At 64.5% G+C, this 18504-nt stretch carries 17 protein-coding genes; 5 read left to right on the forward strand and 12 right to left on the reverse strand.

Annotation, left to right across the window (positions count from 1 at the left end; genetic code table 11):
• Positions 1 to 42: 42 nt before the first annotated feature.
• Both DOM56_RS14980 and betT read left to right on the forward strand, forming a co-directional pair.
• A complete protein-coding gene (locus DOM56_RS14980; RefSeq protein WP_110597505.1) occupies positions 43 to 1377 on the forward strand; it encodes a deoxyguanosinetriphosphate triphosphohydrolase in 1335 nt (444 codons plus the stop codon).
• A 589-nt stretch (positions 1378 to 1966) separates the two neighbouring features.
• Positions 1967 to 4030, forward strand: a complete 2064-nt coding sequence (gene betT, locus DOM56_RS14985) for a choline BCCT transporter BetT (protein ID WP_110709887.1) — start codon at positions 1967 to 1969, stop codon at positions 4028 to 4030.
• Between the two features lie 82 nt (positions 4031 to 4112).
• On the opposite strand, the gene DOM56_RS14990 is transcribed toward betT, so the two are convergent.
• A complete protein-coding gene (locus DOM56_RS14990) occupies positions 4113 to 4967 on the reverse strand; it encodes a hypothetical protein (RefSeq protein ID WP_110709888.1) in 855 nt (284 codons plus the stop codon).
• A 192-nt stretch (positions 4968 to 5159) separates the two neighbouring features.
• Between DOM56_RS14990 and DOM56_RS14995 the strand changes: the two genes are divergently transcribed.
• Both DOM56_RS14995 and DOM56_RS15000 read left to right on the forward strand, forming a co-directional pair.
• Positions 5160 to 6785 (forward strand): sodium:solute symporter, encoded by a 1626-nt coding sequence (locus DOM56_RS14995; protein WP_110709889.1) that lies wholly within the window; start codon positions 5160 to 5162, stop codon positions 6783 to 6785.
• The gene (locus tag DOM56_RS15000; RefSeq protein WP_110709890.1) at positions 6778 to 7362 is read left to right on the forward strand and encodes a hypothetical protein; all 585 of its coding nucleotides are present in this window, start codon (positions 6778 to 6780) and stop codon (positions 7360 to 7362) included. Before DOM56_RS14995 ends, DOM56_RS15000 begins: the two co-directional genes overlap by 8 nt.
• Here the strand turns inward: DOM56_RS15000 and DOM56_RS15005 are convergent.
• The 3 genes from DOM56_RS15005 to DOM56_RS15015 all read right to left on the reverse strand — a co-directional run bounded on the left by DOM56_RS15005 (position 7359) and on the right by DOM56_RS15015 (position 10483).
• Positions 7359 to 8333: a sugar kinase gene (locus DOM56_RS15005; RefSeq protein ID WP_110709891.1), complete on the reverse strand. Its 975-nt coding sequence runs from the start codon at positions 8331 to 8333 to the stop codon at positions 7359 to 7361. The genes DOM56_RS15000 and DOM56_RS15005 overlap by 4 nt on opposite strands.
• 105 nt (positions 8334 to 8438) lie before the next feature.
• A complete protein-coding gene (locus DOM56_RS15010; RefSeq protein WP_110709892.1) occupies positions 8439 to 9353 on the reverse strand; it encodes a nuclease-related domain-containing protein in 915 nt (304 codons plus the stop codon).
• 44 nt (positions 9354 to 9397) lie between these two features.
• Positions 9398 to 10483 carry a diguanylate cyclase gene (locus tag DOM56_RS15015; RefSeq protein WP_110709893.1) on the reverse strand — a complete coding sequence of 362 codons (1086 nt, stop codon included), beginning with the start codon at positions 10481 to 10483 and terminating at the stop codon, positions 9398 to 9400.
• 85 nt (positions 10484 to 10568) lie between these two features.
• On the opposite strand from DOM56_RS15015, the gene DOM56_RS15020 reads away from it, so the two are divergent.
• Positions 10569 to 11462, forward strand: a complete 894-nt coding sequence (locus tag DOM56_RS15020) for an NAD-dependent protein deacetylase (protein WP_110709894.1) — start codon at positions 10569 to 10571, stop codon at positions 11460 to 11462.
• 22 nt (positions 11463 to 11484) lie between these two features.
• Here the strand turns inward: DOM56_RS15020 and DOM56_RS15025 are convergent, their stop codons facing one another.
• From DOM56_RS15025 to DOM56_RS15060, 8 genes are all read right to left on the reverse strand, one after another.
• Positions 11485 to 12477, reverse strand: a complete 993-nt coding sequence (locus tag DOM56_RS15025) for an aldo/keto reductase (RefSeq protein ID WP_110709895.1) — start codon at positions 12475 to 12477, stop codon at positions 11485 to 11487.
• Positions 12478 to 12564: 87 nt separating this feature from the next.
• Complete coding sequence (locus DOM56_RS15030; RefSeq protein ID WP_110709896.1) at positions 12565 to 12984, reverse strand: YbaY family lipoprotein; 420 nt, start codon at positions 12982 to 12984, stop codon at positions 12565 to 12567.
• A gap of 103 nt (positions 12985 to 13087) precedes the next feature.
• Entirely contained in the window at positions 13088 to 13462 is a 375-nt protein-coding gene (locus tag DOM56_RS15035) for a translation initiation factor Sui1 (protein WP_110597494.1), read from the reverse strand.
• Positions 13463 to 13624: 162 nt separating this feature from the next.
• Positions 13625 to 14305 (reverse strand): HAD family hydrolase, encoded by a 681-nt coding sequence (locus DOM56_RS15040; protein WP_110709897.1) that lies wholly within the window; start codon positions 14303 to 14305, stop codon positions 13625 to 13627.
• Positions 14306 to 14530: 225 nt separating this feature from the next.
• Entirely contained in the window at positions 14531 to 15838 is a 1308-nt protein-coding gene (locus DOM56_RS15045) for a TRAP transporter large permease (protein WP_110709898.1), read from the reverse strand.
• Positions 15835 to 16413 (reverse strand): TRAP transporter small permease, encoded by a 579-nt coding sequence (locus DOM56_RS15050; RefSeq protein ID WP_110709899.1) that lies wholly within the window; start codon positions 16411 to 16413, stop codon positions 15835 to 15837. Before DOM56_RS15050 ends, DOM56_RS15045 begins: the two co-directional genes overlap by 4 nt.
• Before the next feature lie 10 nt (positions 16414 to 16423).
• Positions 16424 to 17425, reverse strand: a complete 1002-nt coding sequence (locus DOM56_RS15055; RefSeq protein ID WP_232822320.1) for a TRAP transporter substrate-binding protein — start codon at positions 17423 to 17425, stop codon at positions 16424 to 16426.
• The gene (locus DOM56_RS15060) at positions 17422 to 18468 is read right to left on the reverse strand and encodes a LacI family DNA-binding transcriptional regulator (protein ID WP_110709900.1); all 1047 of its coding nucleotides are present in this window, start codon (positions 18466 to 18468) and stop codon (positions 17422 to 17424) included. Before DOM56_RS15060 ends, DOM56_RS15055 begins: the two co-directional genes overlap by 4 nt.
• Positions 18469 to 18504 lie beyond the last annotated feature (36 nt).

The raw sequence follows: 18504 nt of genomic DNA on the forward strand, positions 1-18504 counted from the left end.
GCCCGAAGCCCGAAGCTGCCTTTAGTGTTAACGGAGATCACGATGACTGTCATGCAGTGGGAGCGCCTGCTCGATCCTGTCCGGCTGCACGATGCCCGGACGTCGCGCGGCGAAATCGGCCGGAGTCCGTTTCACAAGGACTACGACCGCATCGTCTTCTCCGGCTCGTTTCGGCGTCTGGGGCGCAAGACCCAGGTCCATCCGCTGACCGACAACGATCATATCCACACCCGGTTGACCCACTCGATCGAGGTCGGCTGTGTCGGTCGCAGCCTGGGCATGATCGTCGGCGAGCAGCTGCGCGACAGCCTGCCGGATTGGGTCACGCCCGCCGATCTCGGCGTCATCGTCCAGGCGGCCTGTCTGGGGCACGACATTGGCAACCCGCCGTTCGGGCATGCCGGCGAATACGCGATTCGCGACTGGTTCAAGTGGGCCGAGGCCCAGGGAAGCGGTCTGCTGGAGGGGCTCGACGAGGCGCAGCGCCGGGATCTGTTGACCTACGAGGGGAACGCCCAGGGGTTCCGGATCGTGACCCAGATCGAATACAACCAGTTTCGCGGCGGCATGCGGCTCTCCGCCGCGACGCTGGGTACGCTGCTGAAGTATCCGTGGACGGTCGAGCATGGTGGCCAGATGGGCAAGTTCGGCTGCTATCAGTCCGAGAAGCACCTGCTGGTCGAGGTCGTCGAACGGCTTGGTCTCAAGTCGGTCGATGGTTCCAAGTGGTGCCGCCATCCCCTGGCCTATCTGGTCGAGGCGGCGGACGACATCTGCTATGCGCTGCTCGATCTCGAGGATGGTCTGGAGATGGGCATCCTGCGCTACGAGGAGGTCGCCCAGGTACTGCTGCAGATCGCCGGCGAGCCGCCGAGGGGTTATGAACAGATGGCCGCCGACGGTGTGTCGCAGCGTCGGCGGATCGCGGCGCTGCGCGGCGCGGCGATGGAGAGGGCGGTCAACGAAGTCGGCGATGTCTTCGTTCAACACGAGAAAGCCTTGCTCAACGGCACTCTCAACGACGATCTACTCGAGCTCTGCCACCCGGACCTGACCTGGGGCGTCTCCTCGGCCAAGCAGCTGGCTCGCGAGCGCATCTTCCAGAACGAGCGCAAGGCCAAGCTCGAGATCGGCGCCTACACCACGCTCGGTATCCTGCTGGAGGCCTTCATCGGTGCGGCGCATGAGCTGCATCATACCGGGCACTCTTCCTTCAAGCACCAGCGCGTGCTGGCGCTGATCGGCGAGAACACGCCGAAGCCGAACTGGCCGCTCTACGACAGCTATCGTCGGATGCTCGATTTCATCGGCGGCATGACCGATCACTACGCGGTCGAGCTGGCCCAGGAGATGGGTGGCCGCCTCAAGGGAGACTGAGCACTCTCCCGCTTCTACTCTCGTCGCCGGGCCCGCTCCCGGCGTCGTCGTATCTGGCACCCATTAGACCATTGCCTCGGGCGAGTGTCGGGTATGGCTGTTGAAACCAGACCCACAACTCCGTATTTTAATTGAACGGTCAATTAATAAAGATCGGTTCGACCGCACGCCAGGGTCGAGAGCGAGCACCCGATCGCCGATTCAGACCGCCGGCCAACGTCGCCACTGCCCGCTGGGAAAAACCATTCTCGCTTTTACCCGGCGATGAGCCATATTTCAGACGCCAGCCGGCATCGCCAGGCTGGCAAAAACGCGCGACGCGTGGGCCGGCGGTTCCACGACCTGACGCCGGGATCGGCAGATGACAGCCAAGCGTCAGGGCTACTGAGTGGGTCGAGTCTTCCGTTGAACACATGGCTGGATTCAACGACTGAAGTCGACTTAACTCAACTCGAGGTCAGATGACCTCGCGGCGGGAACACGGGAACGAGCCAAGGGCCTCAAACGCCCTGCGCCTCTGCAGGTCATGTCAGCCGCCAGGGGCGTCGCTGCTCGTCAACGCAAACTATCTGACCATGATGGGAGCCGCATGAGCACAAGCCCCGATAATAATTCCACGACCCAGGACAGGCTGAATCCAGTCGTCTTCTATGGGTCGGTCATGGGCATCGTCGCCTTTTCGTTGTGGGCGATGATCGCTACCGAGCAAGCGAACGGCATCATCAACGCGCTGCTGGGCTGGATCTCCAACACTTTCGGCTGGTACTACTTTCTCACAGTCGTCATCTACCTTGCCTTCGTGGTGTTCGTGGGCTTTTCCCGCTTCGGCAAGATTCGTCTCGGGCCGGAGCATTCGAGGCCAGATTTCAATATCTTCTCCTGGTCGGCGATGCTGTTCTCCGCCGGTATCGGCATCGGGGTCATCTTCTTCGCCCTGGCGGAACCGCTGACCCAGTTCTACAACGCGCCCAACGCGCCGAGCGACCAGGTGGCGGCCGCCCGTCACGCGATGCAGCTGACGTTCCTCCATTGGGGGCTTTCAGGCTGGGGGATCTACACCCTGGTGGGCATGTCGCTGGCGTTCTTCAGCTATCGACACAACCTGCCGCTGACCATCAGTAGCGCGCTCTATCCCATCTTCGGCAAGAAGATCTACGGCCCCATCGGTCACGTGGTGGACATCGCCGCCGTACTGGGCACGGTGTTCGGTATCGCTGCCAGTCTCGGCATCGGCGTCATCCAGCTCAACTACGGGCTGAACTTCATGTTCGGTATCGCGGAAAGTGCCTGGACCCAGACCATCCTGGTGCTGCTGATCGTGCTGTTCGCGACGATCTCCGCGGTGACCGGTGTCGAGAAGGGGATTCGTCGCCTTTCCGAGTTCAACATTCTGCTGGCGATCGCGCTGCTGCTGTTCGTGCTGTTTGCCGGCAAGACGGTGTTCCTGCTCAATGCGCTGGTGATGAACATCGGCGACTACCTCTCCGGCTTCATCTCGATGTCGTTCGACACCTATGCCTTCGATCAGCCGACGGACTGGCTCAACGCCTGGACGCTGTTCTTCTGGGCATGGTGGATCGCCTGGGGCCCGTTCGTCGGTCTGTTTCTGGCACGGATTTCGCGCGGCCGCACCATCAGAACCTTCGTGGCCGGCACCCTGACGCTGCCGATCGCTTTCATGATGATCTGGATGTCGATCCTGGGTAACAGTGCTCTCGACATGGCGATGAATGGCGCAACGGACTTCGGCGAGCAGGTCATGAATACGCCGCCGGCGGGTATCTATCTGTTCCTGCAGGAGTATCCGTTCCCAGTCTTCTCGACCATCGCGGTTAGCATCCTGGCGATCGTGTTCTTCGTCACCTCCGGTGACTCGGGCGCCCTGGTACTGTCGAACTTCACCTCCAAGCTGAAGGACGTCAACAGCGACGCACCGATCTGGATGCGCATCCTGTGGTCGGCGGTGATCGGGGTGCTGACCCTGTCGCTGCTGCTGGCCGGTGGCCTGTCGACACTGCAGAGCGCGGTGGTCATCACCGGGCTGCCCTTCTCGATCGTGCTGTTCTTCATGATCGCGGGGCTCTACAAGGCGCTGAAGGTCGAGGCGTTCAAGGAGGACAGTCACCGCCTGAGCCTGTCCGGCTCGCTGTCGGGACGCATGTCCGCTGGCGGGCGCGATCGCGCTCATGACTGGAAGACCCGGCTCAAGCGTGCCATGTCGTTCCCCAATCGCCAGCAGGCTCAGCAGTTCCTGGAAGAGACCGGGCGGCCGGCAATGGAGGCGGTGCGCGAGGAGCTGATGAAGCAGGGCGTCGACGTCGACATCAGCACCGGCACGCAAAACGATGACGACTACCTGTCGCTCTACGTCGATCTCGGCAGCGAGCAGAACTTCGCTTACCAGATCTGGACGCATCCGTTCTCGACGCCGTCCTTCGCCATGCGAACACCGCGCAGCAGCAGTCGGTACTATCGTCTGGAGGTGTATCTGCTGGAAGGTAGCCAGGGCTACGACCTGATGGGCTACACCCGCGAGCAGGTCATCGATGACATCCTCGACCAGTACGAGCGCCACCTGCAGTTCCTGCACCTCAATCGTGAAGAGCCGGGCAGCATCAACATGCCTGACAGTCCGGAACAGCCGCCGGGCTGAGATCGCCCGGCTTCTCGCTGACCACGACCCCTGCCATCTGGCCGGGGTCTTTTTTGTGCCCGCCATCCCTGGCGATCGTCATTCAGACCATCGCTGGCGCGACGTCAAGAAGCCCTTCCGGAAAGCCCTCGATCGGCTCCGCCGCGATACCGGCGTCGTTCGCGGCGGGCGTTCCCTGGCTGCGGTTGAGCCATTCCAGGATGGCCGTGGCCGTCGTCCTGCCGGGGTCGGCGATGCCCTGGGTGCCGAACAGGCGGTTGAACTCGAACAGGAAGGGGTGATCCCCGACCATGGCAACGTCGAACCCGGCATGATCGACGCCCAGTCTGGCGGCCACACGCTGGACCAGCGCCAGCGCGGAAGGGGGGATGTCGTCGTGATCGATCGTGCCGCCCTGGGCGACGTTGGCGCGATATCCCCCCGCCGGTGTCACCCGCCAGTAACTGGCGAGGATCCGATCGCCGATCAGGACGATGCGCAGGTCCCGGTCGATGGGAAGGAGGGTCTGGGCGTACAGCACCTCCTGGGACGCGGCCAGCGTTTCGAGTTCGCGTCGCCTCTCGATCAGGTGCACGCCCTGACCACGGGCGCTGCGAATCTCCTTGACGATCATCGGGTAGCCGACTTCCGCCTCGGCGATATCGATACCGTGGCAGGTGCTGGCCTGAATCGTCGTCCGCGGGAGGTTGTCCGGGCAGATGGCCTGGAAGGCGCGGGTCTGCTCCACCTTGTCGTGGCCCAGGTAGTAGGTGGCAGGCGACGGGAAGATGCGCTTGTGCATCGCATGCAGCAGCGTGCTGACCTGCCAGTAGCTGGGAAACAGCAGCCAGTCGGCGGCCTGGATCTCGTCGAGATGTTCGAACATGCGCTCGGGCTTGATGTAGCGAACGCCGGGGATGTGCAGGGTGCGAGAAACGTCGAAGGAGATCAGACGCATCGGATGCCTCTTGAAATACCAGCCCGCTGGTGGGAGGGAGAAAAAAGCGCGCTATCATCGGGCCGTTTGGGGGGCTTGGCAAGTCCTTCGAGACTGGGCGATGGAAACAATCCCCGGCCGCCGGCGCCGGGGTGACATATCAACGACGTGCTACGCTCATTTTTGTCGATAACAAAAAAGCGAGGACGGGATGTGGGCGCTTTCACTTGGTGGGATACCGCGGTTCTGATCGTCTACGTGGTGGGCATTGCATGGGTGGGCGCCCGCTTCGGCAAGGATCAGGAGAGCACGCAGGACTATTTTCTCGGTGGCCGCAAGATTCCCGGCTGGGCCATCGGCCTGTCGGTGATGGCGACCCAGGCCAGCGCGATCACCTTCATCGGCGCACCCGGCTGGGGGTTCGAGGGCGGCCTGGAGCGCCTGGCGACCTTCATCAACGTGCCGCTGGCGATGGCGGTTCTGATTCTGGTGCTGGTACCGATCTTCCATCGAGCCGGCATCTACAGCATCTACGAGCTGCTCGAGCGTCGCTTCGGGGCGCTGACCCGATCGCTGGCGGCGCTGCTGTTCCTGATCGCGCGCGGCCTCGCCACGGGCGTGGTGCTCTACGCACCGGCGCTGGTGCTCTCGGTCGTCACCGGTTGGGACGTCAACCTGACCATCGTGCTGATGGCGGTGATCGCGGTGAGCTATACCGTGCTCGGCGGCATCAGCGCGGTGATCTGGACCGACGTGATCCAGATGTTCGTGCTGTGGCTGGGCGCGATCCTGAGCATGGTGCTGATGGTCTCGAGCCTGCCCGGCGGTTGGGGCGACGTGTTCGCCTACGGCGCCGCCAACGGCATGTTCGACACCATCGATTTGTCGCTCGATCCCACCGTGACCTACTCGCTATGGGCGGGGCTGATCGGCGGCGTGGTCATGCACGTGGCCTATTTCGGCACCGACCAGAGCCAGATCCAGCGGGTATTGACCAGCCCCTCGATCGCCGAGGGGCAGCGCTCGCTGCTGATCGGTGGTTACCTGCTGGTGCCGCAGATGCTGCTGTTCCTGTTCATCGGCGTGATGCTCGCCGCCTACTACCAGCAGCACGGCCTCACCGCGCCGGAGAACCTGAACGAGCTGTTCCCGCGCTACGTGGTCAACGCCTTTCCCGTCGGGGTGACCGGGCTGGTGATCGCCGGGGTCTTCGCAGCCGCCATGTCGAGCCTGGATTCCGCGCTCAACTCGTTGTCCGCGGTGACGGTGCGCGATTTCTACGCCCGCTACGTCAGGCCCGATGCCGACGAGAGGCACTACCTCAAGGCGTCGCGCTGGGCGACCATCTTCTGGGGGCTCTACGCCACCGCGTTCGCGTTCTTCGCCGGTAATCTCGGCCCGGTCATCGAAGCCGTCAACCGCATCGGTTCCTGGTTCTACGGCGCGCTGCTGGGAACCTTCCTGCTGGCCGTGCTCAGCCATCGCAGCAACGGCAGAGGGGCGGTCAGCGGGATCATCGTCGGCATGGCGGCGGTATGGGCCGTCTCCCAGACCGATGTCTCCTGGCTCTACCAGAATTTCGTCGGGCTGATCGTCTCGGTCGTGGTCGGCTATGCGGTGAGTTTGACCGCGCCGGCGCCGTCGGCCGTGCAGCTCTCGGACGTGGTGATCGACGAGACCGCGCCCGACATGCAGGCGATCCTCAAGGGACGCAGCGACGGTGCCGCCGAGATCGGTCGCGATGCGCGCCTGACACGGCGTCGCTGCATCGGCCTGGTCGTGTGGTTCTTCGTGTCGCTGGCCGCACTGGCGCTGCTGCAGGGGTGGGCCAATGGCTGATCGCGAAGGCGAGCGGCGGATGATGGCGGTGGATGAGACGGCGCCGGCGTCGAGGCTGCCTCGGCGGCTGGGCGCCGTCGCCGCCGAGCCGAGGCTGCGGCGCTACGGTGCCGAACGGTTCGAACCGGCGTGGTTGTCGCTGTGGGCAGTGGCGATCGGTCGCGAGACGGGGCCACCAATGGCTTGGCTGCTGGCGGCCGACAATCTGCCGAGAGCCATGCTGATGGCGGGGGAGTTGCCCCTCCATTCGGCGGACCACGACGGCGTGCTGGCCCTCGAAGGCGGTCGACCGCCGACGCTATCGCAGTTCGAGCGCTGGTGGCTATGGGAGCGACTGGCCCGGCCGCGCCGCTGGTCGCTGCGGGTTCAGCCCGCGACGTTGCGAGCGGTCGAATTCCCGCTGTGGCTGGGGTATTCGCCAGGGCGTCGCCATGCCCGGCTGATCGTTCTCAGCGGCCTCTCCGGCGAGGCGCTGGGAGCACTCAAGCCGGCGGTGCTGGCCGGGCTTCGCCACCGAGCGCGCGCCGAGGCCGCCAGCGGTCCGGCGGCGCGGGACGACGAGCGCGTTTCCGGCTAGCGGGCGTCGCCGCCGCGCTCCATGGCGACCAGCTGCTCCCGGTTGGGCAGGCCCTCCATGTCGCCGATCACCTGAACCTGGCGGGCGCCGATCAGGTTGCCGCGATGCAGCGCCGCGTGCCAGTCCAGCCCGTCCAGATAGGCGCTGACGATGCCCACCGCGAAGCCGTCGCCGGCACCGACGGTGTCGACGACCTGCTCGACGGGTGAGCCGTCGACGGTGCCCTCGCTGTCGGCGGTGCGGAAGTAGCTACCCTCCGGGCCGAGCTTGATCACCACCGCCCTGGCGCCGCGGTCGAGGTAGTCGCCGGCGATGTCGTAGGCCGTCTCGCGGCCGGTCAGCAGCCGACCCTCGCTGAGTCCCGGCATCACGATGTCGGCCTCCGCGGCCAGCGCATTGAGGGTTTCGATCATGATCGTTTCGCTGGGCCACAGGCTGGGGCGCAGATTGGGATCGAACGAGACCGACAACCCGTCGCGGCGGGCCTGCCGCAGCAGATGAAAGGAGAGTTCGCGCGCCGACTCGGAAATGGCAGGCGGGATGCCGGTGGCGTGGAGATGGCGGGCCGCTTCCAGCTCGACATCGCCGGCGTCGGCGAGACTCAGGTGGCTGGCGGCGCTACCCCGGCGGACGTACTCGACGTGAGGGTCGGCGCCGTCGACGGCACGCTCCTTGAAGATCAGTCCGGTGGCGTTCGCTGCATCACGCCGGACATGCCGGCAGTCGAGACCTTCGGCCTCCAGTGCCCGCTGCAGGAAGGTGCCGTTGTGATCCGCGCCGACCCGGCTGAGCCAGCGCACGTCGAAGCCCAGCCTCGAGAGTCCGATCGCGACATTGGTATCGGCGCCGGCGGTGCGGCGATGAAATCTCGTCACCTGGTCGAGCGGACCTTGATCGTCGGCGATGAACATCGCCATCGCCTCGCCAAAGGTCAGGACATCGTAGGCGGTGCGGGAATCGGAACGGGGCATGGCGTCTCCTGTTGGGTGCAAGCACGCTTCGTCAAGAACGTGATGTGGAAAAAGAGTGGGAAGATGGCGTCCGGGAAGCCGGCGCGAAACGTCGCCCCGGCGATGTCACTGGCTCGGGGGCTTGTTCACGCCGCACTGGTGGCGCCGGTTCAGGATCTCCACCAGGTGCTGGCGCTGGGCGTCGTCGATCGCTTCGCCCTGGGCCGTACCCAACTGGGTGGCAAGATCGACGCCATCGACCACCCGGACGTCGCGGCTGTCGCCGAGATGCTCGGTTTCGTCATCGATCTCCCAGCCGGGCAGCACCAGTATGCCACTCACCGGCACGCTCAACTTGGCGTGACGAGCCAGCCACTGACGCAGCCAGACCGTCGAAAGCCGCACCTTGCGCAGGACCTGGCGCTCGCTCCAGCCGCGAAAACGCAGGCGTTCGCTCTCCACCGATACGGTATTGATGGGGCGGCCTTCGAGATCGAGCGGGAAGTCGCGGGCCACTGTCTGGATCACGAATACGCCCTGCGGCGTCACCAGCACGTTGTCGATGGTATAGGAGTCGGCGGGAAAATCGTGGAACACGAAATAGGGCTTGGCCAGCGGGCGAATCAGGTGGTCCAGCGCCTGGCCTACCGCCAGCTCACAGGCGAGACTGCGCGTCAGCCGGCGCACGCGCTGCACGTCGCGCAGAATCAGGAAGCAGAACAGCATCGCCAGCAGGGTGCTGACCACCCCGTACAGTGACCACTCCAGCCAGCTCTGCTCCTTGGCGAACAGCATGCGGCCCATGCCGTAGACCAGCGGCATCAGGGTGAGCGTCGGCGCCAGCGTGGCATCGAGGAAGAACACCATGCGTGCCTTTTCCAGCCGGTCCCGGTGGGCCTGGGCAATTTCACGAATCGGCTTGCCGTCGTGCGGAGAGCGAAGGCCGACGGTCTGCACGTCGCGAAGGGTGATCGCCACCAGCGCGGCGGCGCCCAGCGGGGCGAGAAAGATCAGCGGCAGCACGTACTCCAACCAGGCCATGAGCGGTTGTCCTTGCAGTGGCGTGGGCGGGAAGAGCCTCCATTCTAGCCGAGGTCGAGCGTGGTCTGCGATGTTGGAACGCCGTCGACGCAGATCCGGTTGCGTCCGGCATGCTTGGCCGCGTAGAGCGCCTGATCTGCCTGCAGTAGCCACTGCTCGTGGTTCATCATCAGCGGGCTCTTGGCGGCCACGCCGATGCTGCAGGTGGGCATCCTGAGAAGTGGGCGCGGTGGCGGGTAGCGCCCCAGTCGTTGCTGGAAGTGCTGAAGCCTGGCCATGGCCTGTTCCAGGGTAGTCGACGGCATCAGCAGGCCGAACTCCTCGCCACCGTACCGGCCGAGCAGCACGTCATCGCCGAACGACTGGCGCAGCAGAGCCGCCAGCGTGCGCAGCGTCTGGTCGCCGATACCGTGGCCATGCTCGTCGTTGATGCGCTTGAAGTGGTCGAGGTCGAGCAGTGCGATCGTGGCGGGAGACTCGGTTGGCAGGTGGGTCGCCACCTGGTCCTCCCAGAAGCGGCGGTTAAACAGCCCGGTCAACCCATCGGCGCGGCTCAACTCCATCAGCGTCGTCTTCTGGCGGCTGAGCTTGCGGGCCTGGAGATAGGTGAGGTAGCCGATCGCGAGCGGGTAGACGATGATCATCGGCAGGCTGCAGAGCAGCACGGTCGACGACGGCACGACGTTGGGAAATCCCGGAACGATCAACCACATGCCGATCACCGCACCGGCGGCCAGCAGACCGAGCCCCCGCAGCAGCATGCGAATCCCGCCAACCGCGATATTATCGAGGCTGATCATGGTCAGCACTACCACGGAGGGAAGTGCATTGAAATGCATGGCTGCCGTCCAGAAACCGCCCAGCAGACTGTCGGCGCCGAGGTTCCAGCGTTCGGCATGATAGGGTGAGGCGTGATACCTCGCCCGCCAGTAGGCGAGATGGGACCAGAACAGGATCTGCAGGGCCCACAGCGTCCAGACCCAGGGCGGGGTCGGCAATTCGTGGAGCGCGCTGCCAATACACAGCCCGCCAATCAGGAGGCCCAGGGTCCGTGGTGCGTAGATCCGTCTAGCGAGACGGATGCCTCTCAAACGCTTTTCGGCCACAGGATCCAGAGGCGTATCGGGCATAGCGGGAGCCACCAGCGTTCAGGACGCCTATGTTGGGTGGATGAATTGTAGCTTTCATATCTAACATCGATCGGTGGAAAACAGTATGTCCAAAGACGCAATTCCGGACGTCGCGACGCTGGCCGATTTCGTCGAGCGCCATCCGCGGCTGTTCGTGCTGACAGGTGCCGGTGTCAGCACCGACTCCGGTATTCCCGACTATCGCGATGCGCTGGGCGACTGGAAACGGCCACCGCCGGTCACTCATCAGGCGTTCATGGCGAGTCATGGCGTTCGCCAGCGCTACTGGGCGCGTAGCCTGGTCGGATTCCGTGCCCTCGCCGGCGCTCAGCCGGGCCAGGCGCACCAGGCGTTGGCGGTGCTGGAGCGACAGTCGCGGATCACCTCGCTGGTGACGCAGAACGTCGATGGTCTGCATCAGCGTGCCGGTGCCCGTCGCGTCATCGATCTGCACGGCCAGGCCGATGTGGTGAAGTGCATGCGCTGTGACGCGACGATGATGCGCCACGCGCTCCATGATGAGCTGGCCCGTCTCAATCCGCAGTGGTTGTCGCTGACCGCGGAGGTCGGGCCGGACGGCGACGCCGATCTCGGCGGCCACGATTTTTCGACCTTCCAGGTACCCAGTTGCCATCGTTGTCATGTCGGCATTCTCAAGCCGGACGTGGTGTTCTTCGGCGACAACGTCCCCAAGCCACGGGTCGAACGGGCCTTGGCTGCCCTCGAGGCGGCGGCGGGGATGCTGGTGATCGGATCGTCGTTGATGGTCTATTCCGGGTTCCGCTTCGCCCGGCGGGCGGCCAGGGACGGCAAGCCGATGGCCTGCGTCAATCTCGGCACTACCCGGGCCGACGAGCTGTTCGCGCTCAAGGTCGTGGCGCCGATCGGGCCGACGCTGATGGCACTGGTCGATGAGCTGGAACGGCGGCGGGGTGGCATGGTTCTGGAACGAGAGAACCCGGCCTCGGCCGGGTTCTGATGTCGCAGGTGGTGTCGGACGTTTACTGGCGCGTCGGTGGCGCCATGAACTCCGGGCCCACCGGCTCCTTCACCTGTTTCGACAGAATCGCGTCGATATCCGCCATGTCCTCCTCACTCAGTTGCCAACCGGTAATGTCGCCCAGCGGATCGACCTGGTCCGGCTTGCGTGCGCCCCACAGCGCGACGATGTTGGGCGAACGATCCAGGATCCAGCGCACCGCCAGTGCCAGTACGCTCTTGTCGTGGCGGGTGCGAGCCAGCTCGGCCAGCGCGTCGACGGCGGCCAGATACTGGGCAAAGCGCGGTTGCTGGAACTTGGGATCCTTGTTGCGCAGATCGTCGCCACTGAAGCTGTAGTCCGAGTGCATCTTGCCGGTGAGCAGCCCCCGACAGAGCGCGCCGTAGGTCAGCAGCGTCAGGTCGTTGTTCTCGGCGTAAGGCAGGATCTCGCCGTCGATATCGCGCTCGAACAGATTGTAGGGCGGTTGCAGCGTATGTAGTGGCGCCGAGCGACGAAAGGTGTCGCACTGCTCGGGGGAGAAGTTGCTCACGCCGATCGCCCGGATCTTGCCTTCGCGGTGGAAGCGCGCCATCGCCGTGGCGGTCTCCTCGAGGTCGACCAGTGGATCCGGCCAGTGAATCTGGTAGAGATCGATATGATCGGTTCGCAGTCGCCGCAGCGAGTCGTCGAGCTCCTTCTCCAGGCGTTTGGCGGTGGCGTTGCGTGCCAGGGTGTTGTCGTCGTACCACTCGAGACCGGCCTTGGTCGCCAGCACCAGCTTGTCGCGCTGGTCCGACTGGGCAATCGCCTTGCCGACGACTTCCTCCGAATGGCCGAAGCCATAGGCCGGAGCGGTATCGATCAGGTTGACGCCCCGGTCGATGGCGGCGTGGATGGTGCGAATCGCGTTGGGGTCGTCGGTGCCGCCCCACATGCGTCCACCCATGGCCCAGGTGCCGAGGCCGATGCGCGAGGTGACGATGTCCGTGCCCGGTAATGTCAGTGTTTCCATCCTGCCCTCCTTGGTGGCGAAGCGAAGCCCTACAGGGTGAGGCGCTAGCCCGACCGCCACAAGCCGTACCTTCGGTGGGTGGTCTCTTCAGTGCGTCGGCGCCGCGCCGGTGGTCGTGACCGGGATGTCGGGTTCGGCGGCGTCACCGTCACCGAATACCGAGACCGGTTCGGGATTCAGGTAGAGAATACGGTCGTCGTCGCGAATCTGCGCGCTGAGACGATAGAGATCGTCGTGATCGATCGCCTCGGCTGCGTACTGCAGCGTGACCGGAATCGGCAGTCGCCCCAGTTGTTCGTAGCGGCTGCTGGCCAGGACGTCGCCGGTGGAAATGTCCTTCAGCTGAACCTCGAGTACCGCGGATTCGGGCAGCGTGACCGGCTTGTCGGCAACCACGCGAGCCGCCAGCGTGTCGAACTGGGGGCCGCTGGCGCAGCCTGCCAGCATCCCGAGTGCCAGTGCGGCAGTGCCGAGTCGGAGCGACCGTGAAGCGTTGGACGAGAACATCGAATCCCCTCGAAGGTTGAGCGTTGAAGCGCGCGATAAGGATGGGACAAGGGAACACGGCCTAAATTCCACGCGCCGGACAAGGCGCGGGAGTCCCTCGGGCTCACCCCCCGGCGAGCTTGACCTTGTAGCCTCGCGATTCCAGCTCGCGCTTGAGTACGTCGCGATGGTCGCCCTGGATCTCGATCACCCCATCTTTGATCGCACCGCCCGTCCCGCAGCGTTTCTTGAGCGTCTTGGCCAGCATCTTCAGCGCTTCGCTGTCCAGCGGCACGCCTTGAATCGTCGTCACACCCTTGCCCTTGCGGCCGCTGGTCTCGCGCCGGATACGAACGATACCGTCGAGCGCGGCGATCCGTTCGGCCTCCTCCCGGGCCCGGCATTCACACTCGGCGACAGGCCGACGGCAGTCGGGGCAGGTCTCGCCATGTTCGGTCGAATAGACCAGGCCGCGCAGTTGATCCTGTAACGAAGGCATGGGAACTCCGATAAAACGTGAAGGACACATGATAACGCGGCCATCCGGCCGGTAACGAGCGATCCAAAACGATCGCGGCCCGAGCNNGCTCGGGCCGCGATCATCGCCTTGAGCGGTGGAACCTCGGTCAGTGGCCGTCGCCGAGCGTGCTCGGTCGAGCCACTAGAGGTTGCCGACGGCGAGGGCCGGGATCAGCTTGTCGATCACTGCCGGCAATTCGCGCATGTCGCGAATTTCGATGGCCTCTGACGGGGAGGGCTCGAGGTCGGGGAAGCGATTGATATGGACGACCCGCATGCCCGCGGCCAGCGCGGCGCGGACGCCCACCTGGGCATCGTCGATCACGATGCATTCGGCGGGTTCGAAGCCCATGTCGCGGCCGGCGTGCAGGAACAGGCCCGGCGCCGGTTTCCAGCTGCCCACGGTGTAGGCGCTGTAGATATGATCGCCGAAGAAGCCACGCAATCCGGTGCTGTCCAGCGCTCGCCGAATCTTGGCCTCGGGCCCGTTGGACGCGACGCAGCGCGGCAGGGCTCCGAGCGCGTCGAGCGCTTCCGGTACGCCAGCGATGGGCTCGAGCTCGTCGACCATGCGCTCGTGCATCTCCTGGCGCATCGCCGTCTCGATTCGCTGGCGAACGGAATCCTCGAGGCGTCCGTGCAGTCGTTCCAGATGGGAGACGATGCTGGCGAAACGCGCGCCACGAAATTCCGTTAGATAGTCATTGGGCTGGAAGGGCAGGCCCGCCTGATTGAGATACTTCGCCATGATCTCGGCGAGGAGAGGTTCGCTATCGACCAGAGTGCCGTCGCAATCGAAAAGCAGGCAGAGGGGATCGGGCATGGTGGGTCGCCTCGAGGGCGCTGTCAGTGGATGTGACGCCGGCCTTTAGTGAAGCTGGCCGCTGCGGTTGACTCCAGTTCTCTGATTATCGGCCCCGTGATCGAAGACTGTAGGATTACGGAACACTGTTTTTAATCTATCCTGCAACTTTAGTCGCCCCGGCTGGAAATCACAAGCCGGAGCGAACGAGTCCCCAGAAATTGCACACTTTTTGATCGCCCTGTCTCAGCCCGCGTCCGGGCCGAAAGTCTGGGGTAGGTAGAGGACCAGGTCTGGGAAGGCGATCAACAGGCCGATCACCACCAGCATCACCAGCAGATAGACCATCGTGGTACCCAGTGCCTTGAGCAGGGGGATGCCGCCGATCTTGGCCGAGATCATCAGGCACAGGCCGTAAGGCGGGGTAATCAGGCCAAGGCCGAGCGCCATGACGCTGATCACGCCGAACTGCAGCGGATCGACGCCCGCCTGGGCCGCCAGCGGTTGGAAGATCGGGGCCAGAATCGCCATTGCCGGCAACGAATCCATGAAGGTGCCGACCAGCAGCATGACGATGGTGGCAATGATCAGCAGGGTGGTCGGGTCGGTGATCTCGACGCCAGCCATCAGTTGCGGTGGGATGCGGTAGAAGCTGATCAGGTAGCCGAAGATCGCGGCGCCCACCAGGCTGAACAGCGACAGCGAGCAGAGCCGAACGGTGTCGGTCGAGGCGTCCAGCACGCTCCTGAAGGTCAGCTCGCGGTAGACGATGGAACCCAGCAGCAGTGCATAGAGCACCGCCATCACCGCCGCTTCGGTTGGCGTGACGATACCGAGGGTAATGCCACCGATGATCAGCACCGGTATGCCGGCGGCGAGCAGGCCATCCTTGCCCGAACTGGCCAGTTGCTTGAGCGTGGCCCGCTTGCGCGTCGGCACGTCGTAGCGGCGCACATAGCCCAGGTTGAGCAGCAGTTGTGCCACCGCGATCAGGACCCCGGGAACGATGCCCCCCAGGAACAGGCCGGCGATCGAGGTGCTGGTCAGCGCGCCCCAGACGATCATGTTGATCGACGGTGGAATGATGATGCCCATCACCGACGAGGCCGCGGTGACCGCGACACTGAAATGGGTCGGGTAGCCCTCTTTCTTCATCGCCGGGATCAGCACCGTGCCGATGCCGGCACTGTCCGCCGTCGAGGATCCCGAAACTCCGGCGAACAGCATGCTCACCAGCACGTTGACATGGGCCAGTGCTCCTTTGACGTGGCCGACCAGATTGAGACACAGCGTGATCAGGCGATCGGTGATCCGGGCCGCATTCATCAGGTTGCCGGCGAGCAGGAACAGCGGGACCGCCAGCAGCACGAAAGAATCCATGCCGTAGTACATGCGCTGGAACATGATCCAGGGGACGAGTCGTGGGTCGAGCACGATGATCGAGAATGACGTCAGCACCAGCGACATGGCGATGGGTACGCCGAGAATGATGAATACGCCGAGCAGCACGAACAGGAGCCACGGCAGCAGGGGTAACCAGTCGGTGGGCATCATGATCGGTTCTCCGGGGTATCGAGTGTCTGCGTCGGGGGGGCGGCCCCCAGCTCATCTATCTCGGAAGGGGTGTCCAGCTCGCGTTCCATGGCGTCGACGCCGTGGCGCATCGTCAACAGCAGGCGCTGCAGACTGAACAGCACGATCAGCACGCCGCTGACGAAGAAGGTCGAATAGGTCACCACCATCGGCAACTGCGAGGCGCTGGCGATGCGGTCGAAGCCGGAGAGCAGGAAGCCGAAGCCGAAGACGACGAAGATCATGCCCACCAGCAGACAGGCGACGTCTCGAATCACTCGCGTTACCCGGTCCGGTCGGGAACCGCGCGGAAATGCCTCGAGCACGAAGTGGTCGGCATGCAGCACCCCGATCGAGGTGCCCAGCATGATCATCCACTGGAAGGCGAAACGGCTCATCTCCTCGGTCCAGTAGAGTCGCGGCATGAAGCCCAGATTGCGGCTCGCGATCTGATAGACGATCAGCACGATGAAGCTGGCCAGCAACAGCAGCAACACGCCATTGAGGAAGCGCTCCAACTGACGGTTGACGCGGCCCAGGGTCATTGCGAATGCCATGAGGTGCTCCTCAATCCGTGTTGATGATGAGTTCGTAAAGATCGCGTAGCCCCATGTCGTCGATGACCCGCCCCAGCGGTTCGGCGACGATCTGCTGCATGCGCTGGCGGTCCATGGGATAGAAAGTGGCACCTTCCTCTTTCAGCTTGTCGCGAGACTCCTTGTCGAGCCGGATCTGCAGGTTGCGTGCGTACTGCTCGCTCTCGTCGGCAGCCGCCTGCACCGCCTGCCGTTGGTCCGGTGTCAGCGAGTCCCAGGTGTCGTCGGAGATCGTCAGCAGGCGTACGGTGATGTCGTGCTCGGAGAGCCCGATATAGGGCGCGACCTCGTGGAAGCGCATGCGGTAGATCCACTCCGCTTCGTTGAGCAGGCCGTCGATGGCGCCGAGCTGCAGGCCGGTGTAGATCTCCTTGTAGGCCATCACCGTCGGCTGGGTGCCCAGCGCCGCCCAGGCGGTGATGACCGGACGGGTCGGATTGGTGCGCAGCTTCATGCCCTGGAGCGCATCGAGATTCTCGAGCGGTCGCGTGCTGACGATCTGGCGCGTGCTCCCGCCGTAGTAGGCAAGCACCTTGACCCCGGTCTCCTCTTCGATACGCCGGGCGATTTCCCGGCCAGGCTCGCCATCCAGCACGTGACGCCAGTGGTCGAGATCGCGATACAGGAAGGGAATCGAGAAGATGGTGGCGGTGTGCGAGAACTCCGAGATCAGGCCCGGATTGACGATCGAGAGGTCCAGCGCGCCCGCGGTCTGCTGCTCGAACATCTCGGTTTCGTGACCCAGCACCGAGTTGCTGTAGATACTGACCGTCAGGTCACCGCCGGTCTTCTCCTCCAGCAGCTGCTTGAAGCGCTCCGCACTGAGGTGATAGGCGGTATCCTCGGTGGCGCCATGGCCGAAGATCAGCTCGCGAGCCTGGGCGGCGGGAACGATGGCGACGAGCGCCGTCAGCGCCATTGTCGTCAGCAGAACGGTGGCTAACCCGCGAAAGGCCGGGGGGCGATGGTTCATGTCGACTCCTGCGTGACAGCGGATGAAATTCGGGAACTGGCGCGAATCACCAGGGGGGCCTCGAGCACGATGCGCTGTCGCTCGCCTTCGGGATGCGCTATTCGCTGTATGGCCAGTTCGGCAGCGTTCCGGCCGATCGCGCGAGGATGCGTCGCGATGCTGCTCAGCGCGGGCTCGGCGAGGGCGGCTTCTTCGATGTCGTCGACGCCGATCACCGCGCAATCCCGTCCCGCGTGAAGCCCGAGATGCGACAGCGCCAGCAGGGCGCCGAGCGCGACCAGGTCGTTGTGGCAGATCAGTGCGGTAGGCGCAGTGTCGCCGCGCAGCAGCGCCAGGGTTCGCTCGCGTCCCGCGCAACGGGTCAAGGGTCCGCGGTCGACGCTCGCCAGCTCGTCGAGACCGGCTTCGTGCATGGCGTGTCGATAGCCCGCGAGGCGCTCCCGATCAGCGGAGTGATCGGCAATGCCCGCGAGCAGCGTGATGCGGCGGTGTCCCTGAGTGACGAGATGACGGACGGCATTGATGACGCCGGCGCGGAGGTCGGCACCGACATAGTCTCCGAGCGGCGATTGGCCGACGTGGCGCATGACCTCGATACAAGGCATGCCCCAGTCGGCGATCGCCTCGATCGAAGACGCCGGCGTCTCCTCCGCCGGGCATAACAGCAAGGCGTCGACGCGATGCTCACGCATGCGAGCGAGAAAACGCGCCTGACGATCCAGGCTGTCGCCGCTGCTGGCCAGGAAGGGGATGTAGTCGGCGGCCTGCAGGGTTTCGTCGATCCCCGCCATCAAGGCACCGAAGAACGGGTTGGCGATATCGTGGACAACGACGCCGACGGTGGCGGTGCGCGAGCTTCTCAAGGTCGCCGCGCCGCGATTGTAGACGTAGCCCAGCGCGGCGGCGGCTTCCTGCACCCGCTTGCGGGTTGGCCCCGCCACCAGTTCACTCTCTTGCATCACCAGCGATACGGTCGAGCGAGACACGCCAGCATGGGCAGCGATGTCCTTGAGCGTCACGCGAGTTCGAGCAGTGGATACCATCGTGGCCCCGTTTTTGGATCGATCCAAAAGTGTCGG

Source organism: Salinicola sp. CR57 (assembly GCF_003206585.1).
GTDB classification, from domain to species: Bacteria; Pseudomonadota; Gammaproteobacteria; order Pseudomonadales; family Halomonadaceae; genus Salinicola; species Salinicola lusitanus.